Below are 20851 nucleotides of genomic sequence, written 5' to 3'. Positions count from 1 at the left end.
CGGCGTTTGCGGCCAGGCGTATCGGCCGGGGCCCGGAAGCTTTGTTCCGAGCTGTGGGAATCATTCCTCCGCCCCCGGGTCCAGGCGCCGGGCCCGCGCCAGGCGCCAGGCGTCAGCCGGGTCGGTGAAGACCTGCTCGGCCGTCGTGCCCGTCTCGCGGGCCTGGGCGTCGATGGCGATGCGCTTGTCGAAGACGTAGCACTCGCCCTGCCAGTCGGCAGCCGCGTCCGGAAACGTTTCGAGATAGTTCAGGATGCCGCCATCGAGCTGCGCCACCCGCAGGCCCTGAGCCTGCATCCAGGCCGCCGTCTTCTCGCAGCGGATGCCGCCGGTGCAGTACATGGCGACGGTCTTGCCCTGCCACTCGTCTCTATGGGCCTCGACATAGGCCGGGAAATCGCGGAAGTGCGCCACGCCGGGGTCGATGGCGCCGCGAAAGCGCCCCAGCTTGAACTCAAACGTATTGCGGTTGTCCAGCACGACGGTGTCGGGGTCGTCCAGCAGCTCGCGCCAGCGCTGCGGGCTGACATGGGTGCCCGTGTCCTCGCCGCTGATGCCCGGCACGCCAAAGGCGACGATCTCGCGTTTGACCGAGACCTTGAGCAGGCTGAAGGGCGGGCGTTCACAGGCGTTGTGCTTGAAATGCAGGCTGGCAAAGCCGGGCTGCCGCTGCAGTTCGGCCTCGAAGCGCTCCAGCACCCCGGCCGGGCCGGCAACGGCGGCGCTCAGGCCCTCTTGCGCGACCAGGACGACACCGCCCAGTCCTGCAGCGGCAGCACGCAGCCACTCGGCAAGGGCCGTCGGATCGCTGACGGGCGTGAAGCGATAGAAGGAGCTGTGGACGCAGTGGGAGGGCATCGGGGAGACATCCGGCATGGCCGGGATTGTCCGCCCGGGCCCGTCAGGCGCCCGGCGCGGGCGCCGATGCCGTGGCCGCCGGAGCGGGCGCGGCCGCCGGCGTCGTTTCGCAGCCGGCGTCGGCGGACGTCGTTGCCGCCAGCGGCACCGACATCAGCGTGTTCGACAGCGTGCGCAGCAGCGCGCGGCCGCAGCGCTGCTCCAGCACGGTGGCGCGCTCCATGCGCTGGGCTCCGCCCTCGACGAAACGCACGGTGCGCTCCGCCGCCGCCGGTGCATTCGCGTCGCCCGCCCGGTTCGCGTTGCCCAAATGCCCGATCAGGTGCTGCACCGCGCGGGTCAGCAGCGCGACGCAGACGCGACGCAGGCCGTAGCCATCGGCCTCGGCCCAGTCATCGGCTTCCTGCGTCACGGCGCGCGGGTCCGAAACGACCCGCATGCCCAGCGTGCTGGTCGGGGCGCCGCTGCCATCGTTGAATTGCGCCGCGACATCCATCAGCACGGCCCGGCGGTCCTGCGTCATCAGGAACACCGGCCTCAACTCCAGCGAGGCGTTCGCGGGCAACCACCCTCGCTGCGACACCTCCTCCTGCGTACGCATCATCAGGTCGTCGGTGGACAGCGACTGCAGCGCCTGCGCATAGGGCACGAGCACTGCATCGGCCTTGTCCTGCAGGCGTTTCATCTCGGCGGTCTGCACGGACGAATTGATCGCCGCATGCGTCAGCACCGCAACGAAGAGGCCCGCCAGACCCGCTCCGCCGGGGTACAGGATCTGCCCGCCCTTCATGCCGGCGCCATCCTTGTTGAGCACGCCATGGAATTCCGGCTGCTGCGCCACGCCGACGGACCAGCGCAGGTTGGCAGCGTCGACAGCCCCCTGCGCGCTCGCCAAGCCCGCCGAACCGGCCAGCAGGCAGGCCAGTACTGCTTGACGCAACGACCTCATTGCAGCGGCTGCAGCACTTCGTCCTTGCCCAGTTCCAGGGCCTGGAAATAGGCGTTGGTCAGGCGCGGGAACTTCGGCGGCTCGTCCCAGGGGCCGTCGGCCGCCTTCACGAACTTGTAGGTGTGATACCACTCCAGTGAGTTGGTCTTCAGGTCCACCAGCAGCGCCTTGCCCTCGAAGACGGCCTTGGGTTCGGCGGTCGGCACATAGGCCGAATAGGTGCGGTGCACGCCGATGGTGTCCACCTGGATCAGCAGCAGCTTGTCCACATTCAGCTTGTCGCGCAGCCCACGGAAGTCCTTCTGCGCCGCGTTGGGGTCGGTACCGGAGAAGTCGGGCAAGGACTGCACTTGCAGCGCATCGGGGAACACGACAGGCGTCGCACCCTTGGCCTTGATCAAGGCCGCCGCACGGTCCTTCAGTCCGGCCACATCCTCGGGCGGCAAAGTCCGGACGTGGTCGGTCAGGCTGGAGTTCATCGCCGATGCCGTGGCGAGGCACAGCAGGCAGCCGGCACCCGGAAACTGGGTATCGACCTTGGGCAGGGCCGTCATCACGACGCCGATGCGGCCCGCCGAGGCGCCCAACGCCCCTTCGGCCATGGAAACGCGCTTTTGCGGCTTGGCGGCACAACCCGCAAGCAAGGCAATGCCGAGCAGCGCGACGAGCGCGAGACGTGATCGCATGAGTTCTTCTCCCTGGGAAAATTTTGTTCGCCATCACCCCACGACGGCGTGGCGGCGCGCATGATGGCCGCTGCGCGTCGGGTTCAGCGCCTGTGTTTTCCCGCAGAGCCGACCAGCAAAATTCACGTCTCCCGCCGAGACCTCGACGGGATGACGGCACGAAGACCTTTCGGGTTGCGCCCTCGTCCGCGTGTCAACGCAGCAGCCGCAGGACTTCTTCCTTGCCAAGCTCCAAGGCCTGCAAATAGGCCTTCGTCAGGCGCGGAAATTTCGGGGGCTCGGCCCAGGCACCCTCTGCCGCCTTCGCGATCTTGATGGTGTGATACCACTCCAGCTGGTTGGTGTGCAGGTTCACCAGCAGCACGTGCCCCTCGAAGACGGCCTTGGGCTCAGCATTCGCCGAGCGCGAATAGTTGCGGTGCACGCCCAGGGCGTCCACCTGGATCAGCAGCAGCTTGTCCACATTCAGCTTGTCGCGCAGCCCGCGGAAGTCCTTTGGCGCCATGTGGCGCGCCGGGCCGGGAATGTCGGGGAATGACTTGGTTTGCAGCGCCTCGATGAGCACGAGGGGCGTTGCCCCCCTGGCCTGGACCAGCTCCGCCGCGCGGTCCTTGAGTTCAGCCACGCCTTCGCGCGGCAGCGCGCGCACGTGATGGGTCAGGCTGGCATTGGCCGCCGGCACCGACCCGCACTCCAGGCACTCCGCGCCTGGAAACCGCGTGTCGACCGGGGGCACATCCGTCATCGCGACCAGGATGCGGCCCGCTCCGGCGCCCAGCGCGCCGTCCATCATGTTCAAGCGCCGTTGCGATTTGGCGGCGCAGCCGGCGAGCAAGGCCAGGCCCAGCAGCACGACGAGCGCAAGGCGTGAACGCATCAACTTTTCTCCGTGGCGACATTGGGGTTCGCCGCCGCCCGGCACAGGCGCGGCGGCGCGCATCATGACCGCACGGCACCCTGTCCAGCGTCTGTGTTTTCCCGCAGCGCACGCCCGGAAGATGCGCCGCCTTTCGTCAGCGATCAGCTGGACGACAGCACGAAGACATTGCCCTCCGAATCCTTGAACTTGGCGAACGTCCCCCAGGGCTGGGCCGTCGGCGGCTCGACGAATTCGACGCCGCGCTGCTGCAGCTGGCGGTAGGTGGCCTCGACGTCGTCGCAGGCGATGGAGCCGTTGAAGAAGGTGCCGATGCGGTCCTCGTGGCCCTCGGGCGTGAACAGCACGACGCGGGTGGCCGAGTGGGCGATGCGCAGCTCGATCCAGCGCTTGCCCGGCCCCATGGGCTGGTCGGTGGCGACGGCGAAGCCGAGCTGGTCGCGGTAGAAGGCCAGGGCGCGGGCCGGGTCGGCGACGGGGACGCCGATGAACTTGACGTGGGTGATCATGGTGGCGAAGGGCGGTTGCAGGTGTGCACATTCTGGAAGCGCGCCGGACCCGGCCGTTCGATGGCTGCTATAGCATTCATCACCATGCGCAAGGCCCCACCGCCCAGCGACCATCTGCTCGACGCCTATGTCGTCGACACGCTGATGGCCGACCTCTGCGGCCATGACCGTCGGCCCTCGGCCTTCCTCGTCTACCTCTGCCTGGCCTGCGAAGCCCAGCGCCGCCAGCACGACGCCGTGGCGCTGAGCCTGCAGGAGATCGCGACGCGCACCGGCCTGGCCAAGTCCACGGTGCAGGCCGCCATCCGCCACCTGAAACGCCGCGGCCTGCTGGACGGCGACGTGCAGGCCACCACCAGCGCACCGCTGCGCCGCGTGGTGGCGCCCTGGCGCTCTCCCTAGGGCAGCTCGGGCAGGCCGACTCCTAGAATCCGCGACCCCACACGGCCCCAAGCCCATGTCCGATCGCCTGAAAGTCCTGCCGCAGTACCTGATGCCCAAGCTGGCCATGACCCGCCTGGCCGGGCATTACGCGTCCAAGCCCATGGGGGGCATCACGACCTCGACCATCCGCCGTTTCGTCGCCAAATACGGCGTCAACATGGCCGAGGCGGCCGACCCGGACATCAACGCCTACAAGACCTTCAACGACTTCTTCACCCGGGCGCTGAAGCCCGGCGCACGGCCGCTCGCCCAGGCACCGCTGATCTGCCCGGTGGACGGCGCCATCAGCCAGGTCGGCCACGTCCAGGGCGACCAGATCTACCAAGCCAAGGGCCAGAACTTCACAACCACCGCCCTGGTCGGCGGCGACGCCCAGCTGGCGGCGCGCTTCAAGGACGGCCTGTTCGCCAATCTCTACCTCAGCCCCAAGGACTACCACCGCATCCACATGCCGGCCGCCGGCCAACTGGTGCGCATGGTGCACGTGCCGGGCGAGCTGTTCTCGGTGAACCCGACGACGGCGCGCGGCGTGCCGGGCCTGTTCGCGCGCAACGAGCGCCTGGTCTGCGTCTTCGACGACGACACCCTGGGCCGCTGGGTGCTGGTGCTGGTCGGCGCGACCATCGTGGGCAGCATGGCCACCGTCTGGCAGGGCCAGATCAAGCGCGAAGGCCCGGTGCGCGAATGGGACTACACACCGGGTCAGGTGACGCTGGCCCAGGGCGACGAGATGGGCCGCTTCCTGCTCGGCTCCACCGTCGTCATGCTGTTCGAGAAGAGCGGCCTGCAGTTCAACCCGGCCTGGCAGCCGGGGGGCTCGATCCGCATGGGCGAGCTAATGGCTCAGTGACGGCTCGCTGAGCAGGGCCGCCGCGGCATCTGGCCCCAGGGGCTTGGACAGCAGCCAGCCCTGGATGTGGGTGCAGCCCAGGGCCTCGACCTCGGCCGCCTGGGCCTCGGTCTCCACGCCTTCCGCAACGATGGCCAGGCCCAGGGCCTGGGCCAGCACACAGGCGGCGCGCACAACGGCGCCCGCCGAAGGCTCGGGCAGCGGGTCGATCATGCTGCGGTCCAGCTTCAGCGTCGTGATGGGCAGGCGGCGCAGCAGGGTCAGGGAGCTCTGTCCGGTGCCGAAGTCGTCAAAGGCCACGCCCACGCCCGCCTCGCGCAGCCGCGCGAGCTGGGGCAGCACACGGTCCATATGCGTCATCGCCGCGGTCTCGGTGATCTCGACCTCGATCAGCGCCGGATCCACGCCATGGGCCCGCACCAGGTCCAGCAGCCAGTCGGCAAAGCCGGCGTCCTCGAACTGCAGCGGCGACACATTGACCGCCACCGGCCGGGGCGCCAGGCCCTGCTGCTGCCAGGTGCGCAATTGCTGGGCGGCCTGGCGCAGGATCAGCACCCCCAGGGGCACGATCTGGCCGGTGCGTTCGGCAGCCGGGATGAAATCCACCGGGCTGACGCGCCCCCGCCCGGGCCGCTGCCAGCGCACCAGGGCCTCGAAACCGGCCAGGCGGCGCGTGCCGGCCTCGAACTTGGGCTGGTAGTCGAGCTGGAATTCCTCGCGCTCGATGGCCGCGGCCAAGGCCTGCTCGATCTCCAGCAGGCCGCCGGCAGCCGCGGCCATGCCGGGCCGGAAGGCGACGACGGCCGCACCCGCCTGCTGCTTGGCCTGGTGCATGGCGATGTCGGCTGCGCCCAGCAGGGCGGCCCCATCCCGGCCATGGACCGGGAAACGCGCCATGCCGACCGACAGGTGCACATACAGGGCGCGGTGCGCCACTGCAAAGGGCTGGTTCATCAGCGCCAGCAGGCGCTGACCGACCAGCACCGCCGCCGCGTCGTCGTCGACACCGGGCTGCAGCAGCAGGAACTGGTCCTCGCCCAGGCGCGCCAGCACGGCATCGGGCGGCAGGGCCTCGCGCAGGCGCGTGGCGATGGCCTGCAGCAGCGCATCGCCGGTCTCGTGGCCCAGACTCTCGTTGACGAGCTGGAAGCGGTCCAGGTCGGCCGACAACAGCACGAAGCCCGGGCTGCCGGGGGCCGTCAGCTCGGCCAGGCGGGCCAGGGCCGCATGGCGATTCGGCAGGTCGGTCAGCTCATCGTGCAGGGCCTGGCGGCGCAGGGCCTCGGTGGCGCGCTGGCGGGCGGTGTCGTCCAGCATCAGCACCAGCAGGGCCGGGCCGCCTTCCCACTCGATATAGCTGGAACTGCCGCGCAGATAGATGGCGCTGCCGTCGCGGCGGTAGCGTTCGCCCTCCCACATGAGATGACCCGCGCGCTGCTGGATCAGCTGGGCATAGCGGGCTCGCGAGGCTTCGAGTTCATGAGGGGCGATCAGGACATCGACCGGCAGAACGCCGTCGATGCGGTCGAAGCCAAACATCTCCAGGGCGGCCGGATTGGCGTAGACGGCGCGGCCGTCACGCAGCACGACCAGGCCCTGCATGGACTGCTCGTAGAGCTGGCGCAGGCGGGCGTTGACGAGCTGGGTCTCGTGATGGGCCCGGCGCACCGACAGCAGGATGAGGGCCATGGCCAGCACGGCCTGCACATAGGTGCCCAGGATGTGGGTGATGGGCGAGCGCGCCAGCGGGTCCAGCAGCGGGCCGCTGAGATGGACCAGCCCCGAGGCGGCGAAGCAGATGGCGACAAAGCGCTCACCGCGCGCCCCGCCCTGCCACAGCCAGGCCGCGGCCAGCCAGGCGCCACCGGTCAGGGTCAAGGCCGCGACGACGACGGCATAGCGCTGCTGCACCAGGGCCAGCCCCAGGATGAAGCCCAGCAGGGCCAGGAAGAGAGGCGCATGGAGGCGCCAGCGCCAGACCCGGCCGCGGTAGCGCGCCGCACCCGCCAGCTGCAAAGCCAGCGACGCGATGATGGCGGCCGTCGCCACCGTGGCCTGGAGCTTGTAATGCAAGGACTCCTGATCCGGCGGCACCAGGGCGATACCCAGCGTCAGGCCCGCAGCCAGCAAGACATGGCTCCAGCCCCAGTCGCTGATGTGGGGGTGGCCGGGCTCCAGACGGGCCAGCACCAGCAGCGCCACGCCCAGCAGGGCGATCAAGCTGGTGCTGATCAGCAGGGATCCCGTCATCGACCCATCCTAGCCAGGATGGGCCTCCCGGCGTGGACTCAGCCACGCGCCGGGTCGTTAGAACTCAGGACGGATGTCACGCGTGACCAACGGCCAGCGGTCGCTGCGCCAGGGCGTCGCGGGCAGGCCGGCACCGTCGACGAGATTGGCCTCCAGCGGCGTGTCGCCCCAGGCATAGCGCAGCGCTGAAGGCTTGGCGACAGCTTGGCTCCAGACGCGCACGCGGTCGGGGCCGGTGATCTCCGCGCGGGCGGCCACAAAGCGCTGGTCGGTGCCGGCGACGGCAAAGCCCAGCAGCGGGCCTCCGCCCCGCGTGGCCAGGCCGCCGGCCACGTCGTTGAAGCTCAGCTCGAAACTGCCGTCAGGCAGCTTCCGGCTGGCGCGCAGCGTCGGCCCCTTGAACGGCATGGGCTGGCCGTAGCTGTTGGCCAGGGCAATGCGGGCCAGGCGTTCGCCAACCGTCTTCTTGTCGCGCGGGTGGATGTCGTTGGCGTCGCCCACGTCGATGCTGACGGCCATGCCGGTGGCGGGCAGCTTCAGCGTCTGGCGCTGGGCGTCGCGCAGCTCGGCGAAGGCACTGCCCTCGGGCAGGGGTGGGCGTGGGCCGTAGGACGAGAGCTGCACGAAATAGAACGGCAGCGCTCCACGCTGGCCCTGCTCGTGCCACTGCAGGCGCCAGTCGTTGATGAGGCGCGGGAAGGCCTGGGCATAGCGGGCCGCGCGCGGCGCGTTGGTCTCACCCTGGTACCAGATCACGCCCCTGGCCGCGAAAGGTGTGAAGGCCTGGACCATGCCGTTGAAGAGCAGGCTGGGCAGGTCGTTGGGGCCGATCTCCTCGATGGCCTGCAAGGCTTCGACACGGGCCCGCCAGCGGCCGGCGAGAGGCTTGGAGCCGGCTGCCGTTTCCAGCCGCAGATTCGCCGGGGCGCCGTGGATGCCTCCATCGCCGCCGGTGTCGGTGACGCGCACGGCGATGAGGTTGTCACCCTCGCGCAGCAGCCCGGCTGCGAGCGGATACGTGCGCGGCGCTTCCCAGCCGCAGGTCTTGCCAACCGGTTGGCCATTGACGAAGGTCTCGTCGCAGTCGTCGACGGGGCCGAGGTGGAGCGTCGCGGTGCCGGCAGCTTCGGCAGCCGTCAAGTTGACGTGGCGACGCATCCAGACCCGGCCGTCCAGGCCGCGCAGGCCCTGGGTTTCCCAGACCTGGGGCGTGTTCAGCGTGGGCCAGGCGGTGTCGTCCAAGCGAGGATCGGCACCCGCCACGACAGCGGGCGTCCCGCCCTGGAAGGCGCGCACGCGCTCCAGCATCTGGGCTTGGCGGTCCCTCACAAAGCTCGCCGTGTCAGCCGGCATAGCCCGCATCACGTCCACCAGTTCGGGATCACCGGCATTGGCGCGCGGGCTGGTCCAGGTCTCGACATGGGTGCCGCCCCAGCTGAGGTTGAGGATGCCGATGGGGACCTTGGCGTCAGCCTGTACGCGGCGGGCGAAATGCCAGGCCACCGCACTGAAGTCACCGGCCGTGGCAGGGCTGGCGACATCCCATCGCAGCGACGGTGCATCGCGCAGAGGCGCAAGGCTGACGCGATGCGGCATCTTGGCGTGGCGGATCTGCGGGTGTTCGCCGGCGGCGGCGATCTCTGCGGCTGCGCCATTGGAGTCGGCCAGGCGCCACTCCATGTTGGACTGCCCAGCGGCAATCCAGACATCACCGATCAGCACGTCGGAGAGCTTGCGCTGCTCTGAGCCGGCACTGACCTGCAGCTCGTGCGGTCCACCCGCCTTCAGCGGCGCAAGGCTGGCCTGCCAGCGGCCATCCCGGCCGGTCACCGCATCGGCGGCTCGGCCGGCGATCTGCACGTGGACCTTCTGACCCGGCTCGGCCTGGCCCCAGACCCGCAGCAGCATGTCACGCTGCAGCACCATGTGATCGGCAAACACGCCGGCCAGTTCCAGCGCCTGGACATTCGAGACGGCGGCCAGCAGGGCCGCAAACAGGGCGGTGCGCATCACCAGGTGAAGGTCACGACGCCGCTGGCCGGCAGCTCGTAGCTGAAGCGCTGGCCCGGCGCCTGCACCGTGAAGCGGCGTGCCTCGGCGGCGGAGTTGCTGACGATGAGGGCGGTGCTGCCGTCGGGGTTGGTGAAGGCGACGTGGTCCAGCCCTTTGGCTCCACCGTCCGAGTCCACACGCCGCGCACCCTGCTGCACGAAGCGGCTGGCGTGGCCGAAGGCGTAGTACTCGATGTTGCGCGTGACCTTGCCGTCCTTGGGGTCGATGGTGACGACGCCGCGGCAGTCCTTGCAGCCGCCCAGATGCGGGCCGTACTGCGGGTCCAGGGCCAGGTTCCACATCAGCACGCCGCGCGCGCCATGGCGGGTGCTGCCGATGACGAGGTTGCGCGTGATCCAGGGCAGGGTCTCGGCCCACTGCGGCTTCCATTCGCCGCCCGAGCATTCGGTGAACCAGACGTCGAGCTTGGGGAACTGCTGCGCCACCTGCGACTGCGCCGACACATCGCCCGCATAGCAATGCCAGGCCACGCCCGACACGTACTGGCGCGCCGTCGCGTCGGACAGCATGGACAGCGGGCTCCAGGGCTCGTCCCAGTTGTGGTCCCACTCCAGCAGCTGGGTCTTCATGCCCTTGGCCTGGAGCAGCGGGCCGAGATGCTGGCCGACGACGGTGGCACGGGTACGCGGCGTCATGCGCATGCCGGGGTAGTCGCCGGGCTCGAAGTGGGGCTCGTTCTGCAGCGTCAGCGCGAAGATGGGCACGCCTTCGGCCTTCATTTCCTCGACGTAGCGCACCATGTACTTCGCAAAGGAGGCGTAGTGTTCGGGCTTGAGCTGGCCCTGAACCAGGCTGTCGGTGGTCTTCATCCAGCCCGGCGCGCTCCAGGGCGAGGCCATGACCTGCAGCTTGGGATTCAGCGCCAGGGCCTGTTTGACGGCAGGGATGACGTCCTCGCGCTCGGGCGCCAGCGAGAAGTGGGCCAGTGAAGGGTCGGTCTGGCCCGGCGGCATGTCGTCCAGGCTGTAGTGGCGGCGCGAGAAGTCCGAGGCGCCGATGGTCAGCCGCGTGAACTCGAAGCCCAGGCCCTTGCCGTCATTCCCTTCGCGGGTGAACAGTTCACGCATCAGGGCGTCGCGCTGCGTGTCGCTCATGCCATGGCGGATCAGCCAGGCCGAGCCCTCGGTGATGGCGGCGCCAAAGCCGGCGATGCGCTGGTGCTGGCGCTTGGGATCGACGCGGATGACATCGCCCGCCTTCGCAGCCTTGTCGACGGCGCTCGGTGCCAGCAGTTGCTGCTGGTCGGCCGTGGTCAGAAAGGCCCGTACAGGAGCAGCGTTAGCAATGCCGGCGAGCGCGGCTGTCAGCGTCAAAAGCAGTGTCTTCATGTCTCGTTTGTTTATGAGTGCCGCTGGTTCACGGCGTTGATGTCGGCGAGGAAATCGGCATGCGCGGGCATCACGTCCACGCAGCGGCGCACGACGCGATGCACGTCGTCCACGAATTGCTGGGCCTGCTCACGCGGTCGGGTCGCGGCGAGCGGATGGTGGCTGCGCGGCATCAGCCCCTGGCCGATCAGCACGTGCAGCCAGCTGGGCTCGGAGAACAGCTCCTGGCCGTGGCGGAACAGGCGGCCGTGGCTGGCGAAGAGGTCCATGCGGGCCTGCAGCGACTCGGGCACGGCCATGGCGCGGCAGTGGCGCCAGAAGGGCGAGTCGTCGCGGCGTGTCAGCTTGTAGTGCAGGATGATGAAGTCGCGCACCGCCGCCATCTCGGCCGCGGTCTGGCGGTTGTACTCGGCGATGTCGGCCGCCTCCAGCCCTTCGCTCGGGAAGAGGTCAATCAGCCGCAGCACGGCGCTCTGGATCAGGTGGATGCTGGTGGACTCCAGCGGCTCCAGGAAGCCGCTCGAGAGACCGATGGCGACGCAGTTGCCGACCCAGGCCTGCTGGCGGCGGCCGGTGCGGAACTTGATGAGACGGGGCTCGGCGACAGGCTCGCTGTCGAGGTTGCGCATCAGCGTGTCGCGCGCCGCGGCCTCGTCGGTGAAGGCGCTCGCAAACACATGGCCGTTGCCGGTGCGGTGCTGCAGCGGGATGCGCCATTGCCAGCCGGCCTCATGCGCCGTGGCCCGCGTGTAAGGCAGCAGCGGGCCGTGGTTGGCCGTCGGCACCGCCCAGGCGCGATCGCAGGGCAGCCAGTTGGACCAGTCCTCGAACGGGACGCCCAGGGTCTTGCCGATCAACAGGGCATGCAAGCCGGAGCAGTCGAGGAAGAAGTCGCCTTCGAGCTCGCTGCCGTCGTGCAGATACAGCCTGCGAATGCCGGCGTCGTTGCGTTCGACATGGTCAATGCGGCCTTCGATGCGCCGTACGCCCTGCTTCTCGGCATGCCGGCGCAACAGGGCCGCATAGCGCGAAGCATCGAAGTGGAAGGCGTAGGCAATCTCGGCCAGCGGCGAGCCCGCCATGTCGGCCCGCGGGCGCATGAAGCGGCCGGCCAGCGCGGCCTGGTTGTTGATGGAGAACTCGGCCAGCGGCAGCTTGGCCCCCAGGCGCAGCCAGTGCTGGTGAAAGGGCAGCTCGTCCAGCGACCGACCGACATCACCGAAGGCGTGCATATAGCGCTCGCCGACGGCACCCCAGCTGACGAACTCGATGCCGAGCTTGAAAGTCCCGCCGGTCTCGCGCAGGAACTCGTCTTCGTCCAGGCCGATGCGCGCATTGAAGCCGCGGATGGGCGGGATGGTGGCCTCGCCGACGCCGACGATGCCGATGTCGTCGGACTCGACCAGCGTGATCTGCCAGGGCCCTTGTGGCCCCAGGCGCGCCGCCAGCGCCGCCGCGCACATCCAGCCGGCGCTGCCGCCGCCCACGATGACGATGCGGCGCAGCGCGGTCACAGCCGTTGCTCGGTGCCCGCGTCGAAGATATTCAGCGCGGTCTTGTCGATGTCGAAGGCCAGCTCCTCGCCCGCCGTGATGCGGCGGCCGTCGTGCACCAGCACGGAGAAGCCCTGCTCGCCCAGCTTCATCCACACCACCTGGTGGTTGCCCATGGGCTCGACCAGCTGCACCGTCGCGCGCCAGCGGCCGTCGGACTGCAGGCGCACATGCTCGGGGCGGATGCCCAGCACGAGCTTCTGGCCCGCCTTCACGCAGCCCTCGGCCAGCTGCAGCGGCAGCACGCCCTGCAGAGAACGGCCGTCAGCGCTGACCGTGGCCGGCACGAAGTTGATGGCCGGCGCGCCGAGGAAGCCGGCGACGAAGAGATTGGCCGGCGTCTCGTAGACCTCGGCCGGCGTGCCGATCTGCTGGATGACGCCGCTCTTCATGACGACGATGCGCGAGGCCAGGGTCATGGCCTCGACCTGGTCGTGGGTCACGTAGATCATGGTGTTGCCCAGGTTCTGGTGCAGCAGCTTGAGCTCGCGGCGCAACTCGGCGCGCAGCTTGGCGTCGAGGTTGGACAGGGGCTCGTCGAACAGGAAGACGCCGGCCTCGCGCACCAGGGCGCGGCCGATGGCGACGCGCTGGCGCTGGCCGCCGGACAGCTGGGCCGGCTTGCGGCTCAGCAGCGGTGTCAGCTGCAGCATCTCGGCAGCGCGGTTGACGCGCTTCTCGATCTCGGCCTTGGGCACGCCGGCCACGCGCGGGCCGAAGGACATGTTGCGCTCCACCGTCATGGTCGGGTACAGCGCATAGCTCTGGAAGACCATGCCGATGCCACGCTCCGACGGCTCGGCATCGGTCATGTCGGTGCCGCCGATGTGGATGCTGCCGCCGCTGACGTCGATGAGGCCGGCGATGCTGTGCAGCAGCGTCGACTTGCCGCAGCCCGAGGGGCCGAGCAGCACGAGGAATTCGCCTTCATGGACCTGCAGGTCCAGGCCCTTGATGACTTCGTTGGCGCCGAACTTGATGCTCAGGCCCTGGATGTTCACGCCACTCATTTGACGGCTCCTGCCGCAATGCCGCGGACGAACCAGCGGCCGGAAATCAGATAGACCAACAGGGGCACGGCAGACGTGAGGATCGTCGCGGCCATGTTGAGGTTGTAGAGACGCTCGCCGGTCGTCGTGTTGATGACGTTGTTCAGCTGCACCGTCATCGGCAGGTTGTCGCGGCCGGCGAAGGTCAGGCCCAGGATGTAGTCGTTCCACACGCCGGTGATCTGCATGATGGCCGCGACGATCAGCATGGGCGTCGACATCGGCAGCACAAGCTGGATGAAGATGCGCCAGAAGCCGCCGCCGTCCACCCGCGCCGCCTTGAACAGCTCGGCCGGCAGGCCCGCGTAGTAGTTGCGGAACAGCAGCGTCATGATGGGCATGGCGAACACCAGGTGCACGACGACGATGCCGGGCAGGCTGCTGTAGATGCCGATGGCCGCTTCCAGCTTGACGAGGGGATAGATCATCACCTGGATGGGGATGAAGGCGCCCATCATCAGCACGCCGAACAGCCACTGGCTGCCCTTGGGCTTCCACCAACTCAGCGCATAGCCGTTGATGGCGCCCAGCAGGATGGGCAGCACGACGGATGGCACGGCGATGGTGACGGAGTTCCAGAAGCCGCCGCGCACGCCTTCGCAGCTGACGCCGGTGCAGGCCTCGCTCCAGGCGGCGCGCCAGGCGTCGAAGGTGATGCTGGAGGGCAGCGCAAAGATCTGGCCGAGGCGGATCTCGTCCATGCTCTTGAACGAGGTCGTCAGCATCACGTACAGCGGCAGCAGGAAGAAGGCCGCGGCGAAGATCAGGAAGGCGTAGACGCCGATGCGGGCCCAGATCTGCGTCATCTTGGCGGTCGCTTTCTTGCGCGTGCTCATCAGTGGCCTCCCTGTGCTTGCTTGCGGCTGCGCACATAGGCGAGCGGCGCGACGAGGGCGAGGACCGTCAACAGCAGCATCACGGCGCCCGCCGAGGCGAGTGCCAGATTCGCGCGGCCGAACAGATGGTCCATGATGAATTTGGCCGGCACATCGCTGGCCGTGCCGGGACCACCCTGGGTCATGGCGACGACGGTGTCGAAGACCTTGACGACACCGGTGGCCAGCAGCGTGAAGACGGTCGCCAGCGTCGGGCCCATCATGGGCAGCACGATGGACAGGTAGACGCGCCAGGTCGGGATGCCGTCCAGCTTGGCGGCCTTCCAGATCTCCTCGTCGATGCCGCGCAGGCCGGCGAGCATCAGCGCCATGACAAGCCCCGCGCCTTGCCAGGTGCCGGCGATGACGACGGTGTAGATGACCATGTCCTGGTCGACGATCCAGTCGAAGCTGAAGTCCTTCCAGCCCATCTGCTGCAGCGCGTTCTGCAGGCCGCTGTCGGGGTTGAGCACCCATTGCCAGACGAGACCCGTCGCGACGAATGACATCGCATACGGGTACAGGAAAGCCGTGCGCAGTACGCCCTCGCCACGCACCTTCTGGTCGATGAAGACGGCCAGCAAAAAGCCGATGGCCATGGCGGCGACGATGTAGAGCACGCCATAGACCGCGAGGTTATGGATGGCGTGCTGCCAGCGGTCGTTGTCGAGCAGGCGCTCGAACTGCTGCAGGCCGACGAAGTCGCTGCTCGGGAAGGTGCGGGAGCTGGAGACCGAAGTCCTCAGCGTCCACAGCACCGTGCCGATGTAGCCGACACAGACGATGAGAGCCAGGGGCAGCAGCGCTGTCCAGGCAGACCATCGTTTGAAGAACTTGGATGTCATAGGAACCTGTCTTGCAAGGCTGCGGCTCAGCCGCGCCGTCCCTCCAGCGACTGCCGCGGAACCGGCTTTGCCGGGCCGCTGGCAGTGCCCCCTTGAGGGGGCGGCCGTCAGGCCTAGGGGGTGGTCTAGCGCAACGCGGAGACGATGTCCTTCTGGACCTTCTCGACGGGGATGTTGCGGTTCCAGTAGCTGGTCAGCACATCCTGCAGGGCGCCGTTCTGGTCGGGCGTGATGTAGATCTCGCCGTTGGCCAGATGGCGCGACTTGTCCTTCATGGCCGCCACGCCCATCTGGGCGCACATGTCCATCTTGCTGACGTCGACGTCGGTGCGGATGGGGATGGAACCCTTCTTGATGCTGAAGGCGACCTGGGTGGCGGGCTGGGTGATGACGCTGGCCAGCAGCTGCTGGGCCTTGACCTGGTCGGGCTTGTCGGTCTTGGGGAAGACCATCACGTCGCCCTGGATGATGTAGGGCGCCTTGGGGCCGAAGCCGGGCGCGCAGCCGTAGTCCTTGCCGGCCTCCTGCTTGGCCTGGGCGAACTCACCCTTGGCCCAGTCGCCCATGATCTGCACGCCGGCGCGGCCACTGATCAGCATGGCGGTCGCGTCGTTCCAGTTGCGGCCCGGCGATCCCTTGTCGGTGTAGCTCTGCAGGCGCTTGAAGGCCAGCAGCACCTTCTTGAACTCTTCGCCCTGGATGGCCTTGGGGTCGCGGTCGCGGAAGATCTTCAGGTAGAGGTCGCGGCCGCCGAAGTGGGCCAGCGTGGCGGTGAAGACGATGCCGTCCTGCCAGGGCTGGCCGCCATGGGCCAGGGGCACGAGGCCGGCGGCCTTGAGCTTGTCCAGGGCCGCGAACAGCTCGTCGAAGTTCTTGGGCTCTTCCGCAATGCCGGCCTTCTTGAAGGCGGCCTTGGAGAACCAGAACCAGCTCATGTTGTGGATGTTGACCGGCGCGGCGTAGTAGTGGCCGTTGACGCGGATGGCCTGCAGCACGGTCTCGGGCAGGAACTTGTCCCAGCCGTCGCGCTGGGCCACGGCGTCGACGTTGTTCAGCAGGCCCTGGTCGACGATGTCGCGGAACTGCTGGGTGGTGTTGAACTGCGCGGCCGTCGGCGGGTTGCCGCCGGCAATGCGGTTGATGGCGACGGAGCGGGCCTGCTCGCCCAGGGCGACAGCTGTGTCCACCCAGATGCCGCCCTGGGCCTTGTAGGCCTCGGCCAGGGTCTTGGCGGCGGCGGATTCGCCACCCGAGGTCCACCAGTGGATGACCTCGGCCTTGAGGGGTTCGGCGGCGTTGGAAGCGGTTGCAACAAGCAGCGCAACGGCGGCCAGGGCATGGCAGGGGAACTTCATCTTGTCTCCGGATCTTGTGGGGCAGCTTGCGCAGTTTGCCCCGGCGCGGTCTGGCGCGCCTGAGTGTTGACCCTGTAATATTTCATTTAGAAACCGCCTGTACCCTTGAACAAACGGCCGCTTGCGCGTTAATTATTCGTTCAGAAACCGGCCGTACCAAAGGCCGCTGTCCTTCAGGATGCGCCTCTGGGAGGCGTAGTCGACATAGGCGATGCCGAAGCGGCGCAGATAGCCCTCGGCCCATTCGAAGTTGTCCAGCAGGCTCCAGGCGAAGTAGCCCTTGACCGGCACGCCGGCGGCTATGGCCTGCTTCAGCGCGGCCAGGTGGCGCTGCAGATAGGACAGGCGCTCCTTGTCGTGGACGCGTCCGTCGGGCGTCAGCACGTCCTCGAAAGTGGAACCGTTCTCGGTCAGCTGGATGACGGGCGGGTTGTAGTCGCGCTGGAGGCGGGTCAGCAGGTCGACCAGGCCCTGGGGCGAAACCTCCCAGCCGAAGCCGGTGCGCTCGACGCCTTCCTTCTCGACGAGGCTGGCGCGCATCGGGCCGCCTGTCTTCGGGTCTTGGTCGTCCTTGACCATCTCGGGGAAGTAGTAGTTGACGCCGAGGAAATCGGTCGGCGTGGCGATGGCGGCCAGGTCGCCTTCGACGATCTCGGGCGCGGCGTCGCCGACCAACTCCAGCGTGTCGGCCGGATAGCCGCGGCCGAACAGCGGGTCGAGGAACCAGCGGTTGCGCAGGCCGTCGTGGCGCTTCAGCGCGGCGAGGTCTTCGGCGCTGTCCGAGGCCGCCGTGATGGGGTGCAGGCTCAGCGTGATGCCGACCTTGGCGTCGGCCGAGTTCTTGCGGATGACCGGAATGGCCTGGCCGTGGGACAGCACCACATGGTGGTTGGCCTGCAGCGCGTCGGCGAAGCTGGTGCCGCCGGGCGCGTGGATGTTCTCCCAGTAGCCCATCATGCAGGAGCACCAGGGTTCGTTGTGGGTGATCCAGTGCTTGACGCGGTCGCCCAGGCGGCGGGTGACGATGTCGGTGTATTCGAGGAAGGCGGCCACCGTCTCGCGCGACGTCCAGCCGCCCTGCTCCTGCAACACCTGGGGCAGGTCCCAGTGATACAGCGTGCACCAAGGGTCGAGGCCACGTTCCAGCATGCCGTCGACCAGCCGGTCGTAGAAGGCCAGACCGGCCTCGTTCACGGCGCCGCGGCCAAGACTCCCATTAGGCAGGATGCGCGGCCAGGCAACGGAGAAGCGGTAGGCGTTGACGCCCAGGCCCTTGGCCATGTCCAGGTCCTGGGGCCAGAGGTGGTAGTGGTCGCAGGCGACGTTGCCATTGCTGCCGTCGCGGATGCGGCCGGGCTGCTTGCAGAAGCGGTCCCAGATGGACTCGCCCTTGCCGTCTTCCTGGCCAGCGCCTTCGATCTGGAAGGATGAGGTGGACACGCCCCAACGGAAGTCGGCGGGGAAGTCTTTGCGGATCGGGGCGTTGTTGGAGCTCATGCTTCGGATGTGAGGGCGCCGGCCACGGGGGCCGGCGCGGGTTCGGGAACAGGAAACAGTCTTAGAACTTGTACGTGCCGCCGAGCAGGTATTGGCGGCCGTAGGACGTGTAGCGCTCGGGCAGGGTGGCCGTCGGATCCACGGCGCCGGTGGAGATACCGACGCGGGTCCGGTACGGCCGGTCACGCAGATTGTTGACCTGCAGTGTCAGCGACAAGCCCTTGAAAGCGCCACTCTCGAAGGAATAGCCGAGCTGCGCATCCAGGATGGTTTCGGCGGAAATCATGCTGGGCACGTTCTCGCCAAAGGTGCCACGCACCGTCGTCACGAAGGCCGAGCGATGGCGGCTGCCGATGCGGGCGGAGATGCCGTCGCGCTCGTAATAGACGACGAAGTTCGTCGCCACGCCCGACAGGCCGTCCAGCGGGTTGTTGAGGTTGTTGTCCTCATGCAGCGAGCTGCGCGTGTTGGAGTAGCTCAGCGTCACGCCGATGCCGTCCAGCGACGGGCTCACCAGGCCTGCGTCCAGCGATCCGCTCAGCTCCGTTCCCGCCACCATGCCGCCATGGCCGTTGGCCTTGGTGTTCAGCAGGCCGATGTTGCTGATCGGCGTGTAGGTCGTCGGGTTGGGGAAGCCGGAAAAGTCGAAGAGGACGCTCTGCGAGTAGACGAAGTTCTTGATGTGCTTGTGGAAGGCCGCCGCCGCCACATAGCTGCGCTTGCTGAAGTAATGCTCGACGGACAGGTCCGCCGCATCGGCGCGCCAGGGCTCCAGGTTGGCATTGCCGCCGCTGGCCGACCAGGTGCGGTCGGTGCTGCTGACGTTGATGCCCGAGAAGCCGGCGCGCATGTCCTCCATGTTCGGGCGCGCCAGCACCTTGGCCAGGCCGAAGCGCAGGATGGTGTCCTGGGTCAGGTCAGCCGACAGGTTGATGCTGGGCAGGGTGTCGGTGTAGCTGGTGCCGCCGGTCGTGGGATCGCTGGCCTTGGTGTTGGGGTTCCACAGCAGGCCGTTGCTGAACTGCTTGGCGTGCACGATGCGCAGGCCCAGGCTGCCATGGACGGGAATGCCCCAGTCGAACTCCATGCCCAGCTTGCCGTAGGCCGCCGTCACCTTCTCATGCACCGACCAGACGCGGCCGGGCGCCTGGTCGGCCGAGGCCGGCACGGCGTCGTAGAGGTTGAGCACGCTCGGCAGGTCGAAATTGACCATGCGGATGTTGCTGCCCGCGAAGCTGAGGTCGGTCGGATCGCGCAGCAGGTTGGACGGGATCAACACCGGCGTGCGGTTGTTCTTGAGGTTGTAGTAGACCTCGGTGCGATTCATGGACTTGTCGCGCTCGGAGTAGTCCACGCCGCCCTCGACGCTGTTGAGCCAGCTGTCGAAGTTGCGGCCGGCGCTCAGCTTCAAGGCCTTGATCTCGTCGCGCACCTTGGGGAACTGGCTGCGGCCATCGCGACCCCAGTTGGCCGGGTCGGTCAGGTAGACATTCTTGGGATCGGAGAAGTCGAAGTTGGGCTGGAAGGTCGAACGACCGTCTCCGGTGACGATGTTGGCGTTGTTCAGCGTGACGCGGTTCTTGGAGCCGGCCTGCACCTCGCCGTTCTGCTCGTCGCGCTTGGCCTTGGACATGCTGAGGTCGCCCACCAGCTTCCAGTCGCCCAGCTTCAGCTCGTTGTTCCAGCCGACGGCGCGGATGTCGTCCTTGCGCTTGTTGTAGGTCGTCAGCGCCACCGGCGTCGTGTTCACGACGTTGCCGCTGGTGATGAGCTTGTCGCCGTTGACGATGCTCGTCTGGGCGTTGGTCCAGCCCGCACCCGACCAGGTCGCCATGTCCGACATCACCGTGCGGCGCGCCTCGGTCTGGTCGAACTTGGAGTAGTAGAGGTCCAGCGTGCTGTGGAAGCCGTTGCCGGGCTTGTACTCGAGCACGCCCATCAGGCCGTCACGCTTCTGGCGCGACGAGGCGGCGCCCAGCTCGAAACCCTGCAGGGCCACGGCGTCCAGCGGCGCGCCGGGCAGCGGTGCGCCCCAGTTGTTGGTGTTGGCCCACCACCAGCTCTTGTAGTGCTTCTCCTGGTTGGGCGAATCGAGGTGGGCGAAGCCGATGGCCGCGCCGAAGGTGCGGTCGGCCGACTGCGTCACCCACGAGGCGCTGAGGCGATTGCCGGTGCCGGAGATCTCCGGGTTCAGCGAGCCATTGGAATTGCGCTCCATGCGGGCGCCCACCACCATCTGCGACTTGGAGAAGTCCAGCGGGCGCAGCGTCTTCATGTTGATGGTGCCGGACAGGCCTTGCGCCGACAGGCTGGCATCGGGCGTCTTGTAGACCGTGGCGGCATTGATCAGCTCCGACGGGAACTGGTCGTATTCCACCGAGCGGTTGTCGCCGGTGGAGACGATCTCGCGGCCGTTCAGCAGCGTCACGCCATAGCTCGGCGACATGCCGCGGATGCTGATGACCGACGAACGGCCGGCCACGCGCTGGGCCGTCAGGCCGGGCAGGCGCGAGATGGCGTCGGCGATGGACACGTCGGGCAGCTTGCCGATGTCTTCGGCCGAGATGGCTTCGACGATGGCGTCGGCATTGCGCTTGGTGCTGATGGAGTTCTCGAGGCTGGCACGGAAGCCCGTGACGGTGACCGTCTCCAGCTTCGGGTCGGCGGCCGGCGCAGTCTGGGCCGCGGCCAGCAGCGGCACGCTGAGCAGGCCGGCGCAGACGGCGGCCACGGGCGTGAGGGGGAGGCGCCGCTGGGGCGTGAGGGCGCGCGTCGTGGCGCGCTGCGATTGCTTGCTCATCTTGGGTCTCCTGGTTCGTCTTGTTCGCTGCTCGGCCGGCCTTTTTGCTCTTG

Annotated in this window: 17 protein-coding genes; 2 read left to right on the top strand and 15 right to left on the bottom strand. The window is 68.1% G+C overall.

The genetic code is table 11. From position 1 onward, the window contains the following. Window positions 1-60: 60 nt before the first annotated feature. The 5 genes from trhO to ACS5PN_RS15375 form a co-directional block, all read right to left on the bottom strand. The gene (gene trhO / locus ACS5PN_RS15395; RefSeq protein ID WP_439464852.1) at window positions 61-858 is read right to left on the bottom strand and encodes an oxygen-dependent tRNA uridine(34) hydroxylase TrhO; all 798 of its coding nucleotides are present in this window, start codon (window positions 856-858) and stop codon (window positions 61-63) included. A 43-nt stretch (window positions 859-901) separates the two neighbouring features. After that, the gene (locus tag ACS5PN_RS15390; RefSeq protein WP_439464851.1) at window positions 902-1753 is read right to left on the bottom strand and encodes a hypothetical protein; all 852 of its coding nucleotides are present in this window, start codon (window positions 1751-1753) and stop codon (window positions 902-904) included. Window positions 1754-1803: 50 nt separating this feature from the next. Next, entirely contained in the window at window positions 1804-2493 is a 690-nt protein-coding gene (locus ACS5PN_RS15385) for a hypothetical protein (RefSeq protein ID WP_439464850.1), read from the bottom strand. A gap of 193 nt (window positions 2494-2686) precedes the next feature. Beyond that, entirely contained in the window at window positions 2687-3436 is a 750-nt protein-coding gene (locus tag ACS5PN_RS15380) for a hypothetical protein (protein WP_439464849.1), read from the bottom strand. A 77-nt stretch (window positions 3437-3513) separates the two neighbouring features. Then, the gene (locus ACS5PN_RS15375) at window positions 3514-3879 is read right to left on the bottom strand and encodes a VOC family protein (protein WP_439464848.1); all 366 of its coding nucleotides are present in this window, start codon (window positions 3877-3879) and stop codon (window positions 3514-3516) included. Between the two features lie 84 nt (window positions 3880-3963). Between ACS5PN_RS15375 and ACS5PN_RS15370 the strand changes: the two genes are divergently transcribed. Then, window positions 3964-4281, top strand: a complete 318-nt coding sequence (locus ACS5PN_RS15370) for a helix-turn-helix domain-containing protein (RefSeq protein WP_439464847.1) — start codon at window positions 3964-3966, stop codon at window positions 4279-4281. Window positions 4282-4336: 55 nt separating this feature from the next. After that, window positions 4337-5173 carry an archaetidylserine decarboxylase gene (gene asd, locus ACS5PN_RS15365; RefSeq protein ID WP_439464846.1) on the top strand — a complete coding sequence of 279 codons (837 nt, stop codon included), beginning with the start codon at window positions 4337-4339 and terminating at the stop codon, window positions 5171-5173. On the opposite strand, the gene ACS5PN_RS15360 is transcribed toward asd, so the two are convergent. The 10 genes from ACS5PN_RS15360 to ACS5PN_RS15315 form a co-directional block, all read right to left on the bottom strand. Continuing rightward, window positions 5159-7423, bottom strand: a complete 2265-nt coding sequence (locus ACS5PN_RS15360; RefSeq protein ID WP_439464845.1) for a putative bifunctional diguanylate cyclase/phosphodiesterase — start codon at window positions 7421-7423, stop codon at window positions 5159-5161. The two genes, asd and ACS5PN_RS15360, sit on opposite strands and share 15 nt — an antisense overlap. Before the next feature lie 57 nt (window positions 7424-7480). Then, complete coding sequence (locus tag ACS5PN_RS15355; RefSeq protein ID WP_439464844.1) at window positions 7481-9433, bottom strand: sialate O-acetylesterase; 1953 nt, start codon at window positions 9431-9433, stop codon at window positions 7481-7483. Further along, window positions 9433-10824, bottom strand: a complete 1392-nt coding sequence (locus ACS5PN_RS15350) for a glycoside hydrolase family 30 protein (protein WP_439464843.1) — start codon at window positions 10822-10824, stop codon at window positions 9433-9435. The genes ACS5PN_RS15355 and ACS5PN_RS15350 overlap by 1 nt, the downstream gene beginning before the upstream one ends. A gap of 11 nt (window positions 10825-10835) precedes the next feature. Next, a complete protein-coding gene (locus tag ACS5PN_RS15345) occupies window positions 10836-12338 on the bottom strand; it encodes a tryptophan halogenase family protein (protein ID WP_439464842.1) in 1503 nt (500 codons plus the stop codon). Further along, window positions 12335-13387 carry an ABC transporter ATP-binding protein gene (locus ACS5PN_RS15340; protein ID WP_439464841.1) on the bottom strand — a complete coding sequence of 351 codons (1053 nt, stop codon included), beginning with the start codon at window positions 13385-13387 and terminating at the stop codon, window positions 12335-12337. The genes ACS5PN_RS15345 and ACS5PN_RS15340 overlap by 4 nt, the downstream gene beginning before the upstream one ends. Continuing rightward, on the bottom strand, window positions 13384-14262 hold the full coding sequence (locus tag ACS5PN_RS15335; protein ID WP_439464840.1) for a carbohydrate ABC transporter permease: 879 nt from the start codon (window positions 14260-14262) through the stop codon (window positions 13384-13386). The genes ACS5PN_RS15340 and ACS5PN_RS15335 overlap by 4 nt, the downstream gene beginning before the upstream one ends. Then, window positions 14262-15146, bottom strand: coding sequence for a carbohydrate ABC transporter permease (locus ACS5PN_RS15330; protein ID WP_439464839.1), 885 nt, complete (start codon window positions 15144-15146; stop codon window positions 14262-14264). Before ACS5PN_RS15330 ends, ACS5PN_RS15335 begins: the two co-directional genes overlap by 1 nt. A gap of 125 nt (window positions 15147-15271) precedes the next feature. Then, window positions 15272-16501, bottom strand: a complete 1230-nt coding sequence (locus ACS5PN_RS15325) for an ABC transporter substrate-binding protein (protein WP_439464838.1) — start codon at window positions 16499-16501, stop codon at window positions 15272-15274. 132 nt (window positions 16502-16633) lie between these two features. Then, window positions 16634-17998 carry a GH1 family beta-glucosidase gene (locus tag ACS5PN_RS15320; RefSeq protein WP_439464837.1) on the bottom strand — a complete coding sequence of 455 codons (1365 nt, stop codon included), beginning with the start codon at window positions 17996-17998 and terminating at the stop codon, window positions 16634-16636. A gap of 61 nt (window positions 17999-18059) precedes the next feature. Continuing rightward, window positions 18060-20798, bottom strand: coding sequence for a TonB-dependent receptor (locus ACS5PN_RS15315; protein ID WP_439464836.1), 2739 nt, complete (start codon window positions 20796-20798; stop codon window positions 18060-18062). Window positions 20799-20851 lie beyond the last annotated feature (53 nt).

Source organism: Roseateles sp. NT4, from assembly GCF_051857475.1.
GTDB lineage: Bacteria > Pseudomonadota > Gammaproteobacteria > Burkholderiales > Burkholderiaceae_C > Pelomonas.
This window is presented reverse-complemented; position numbering and strand designations above follow the sequence as displayed.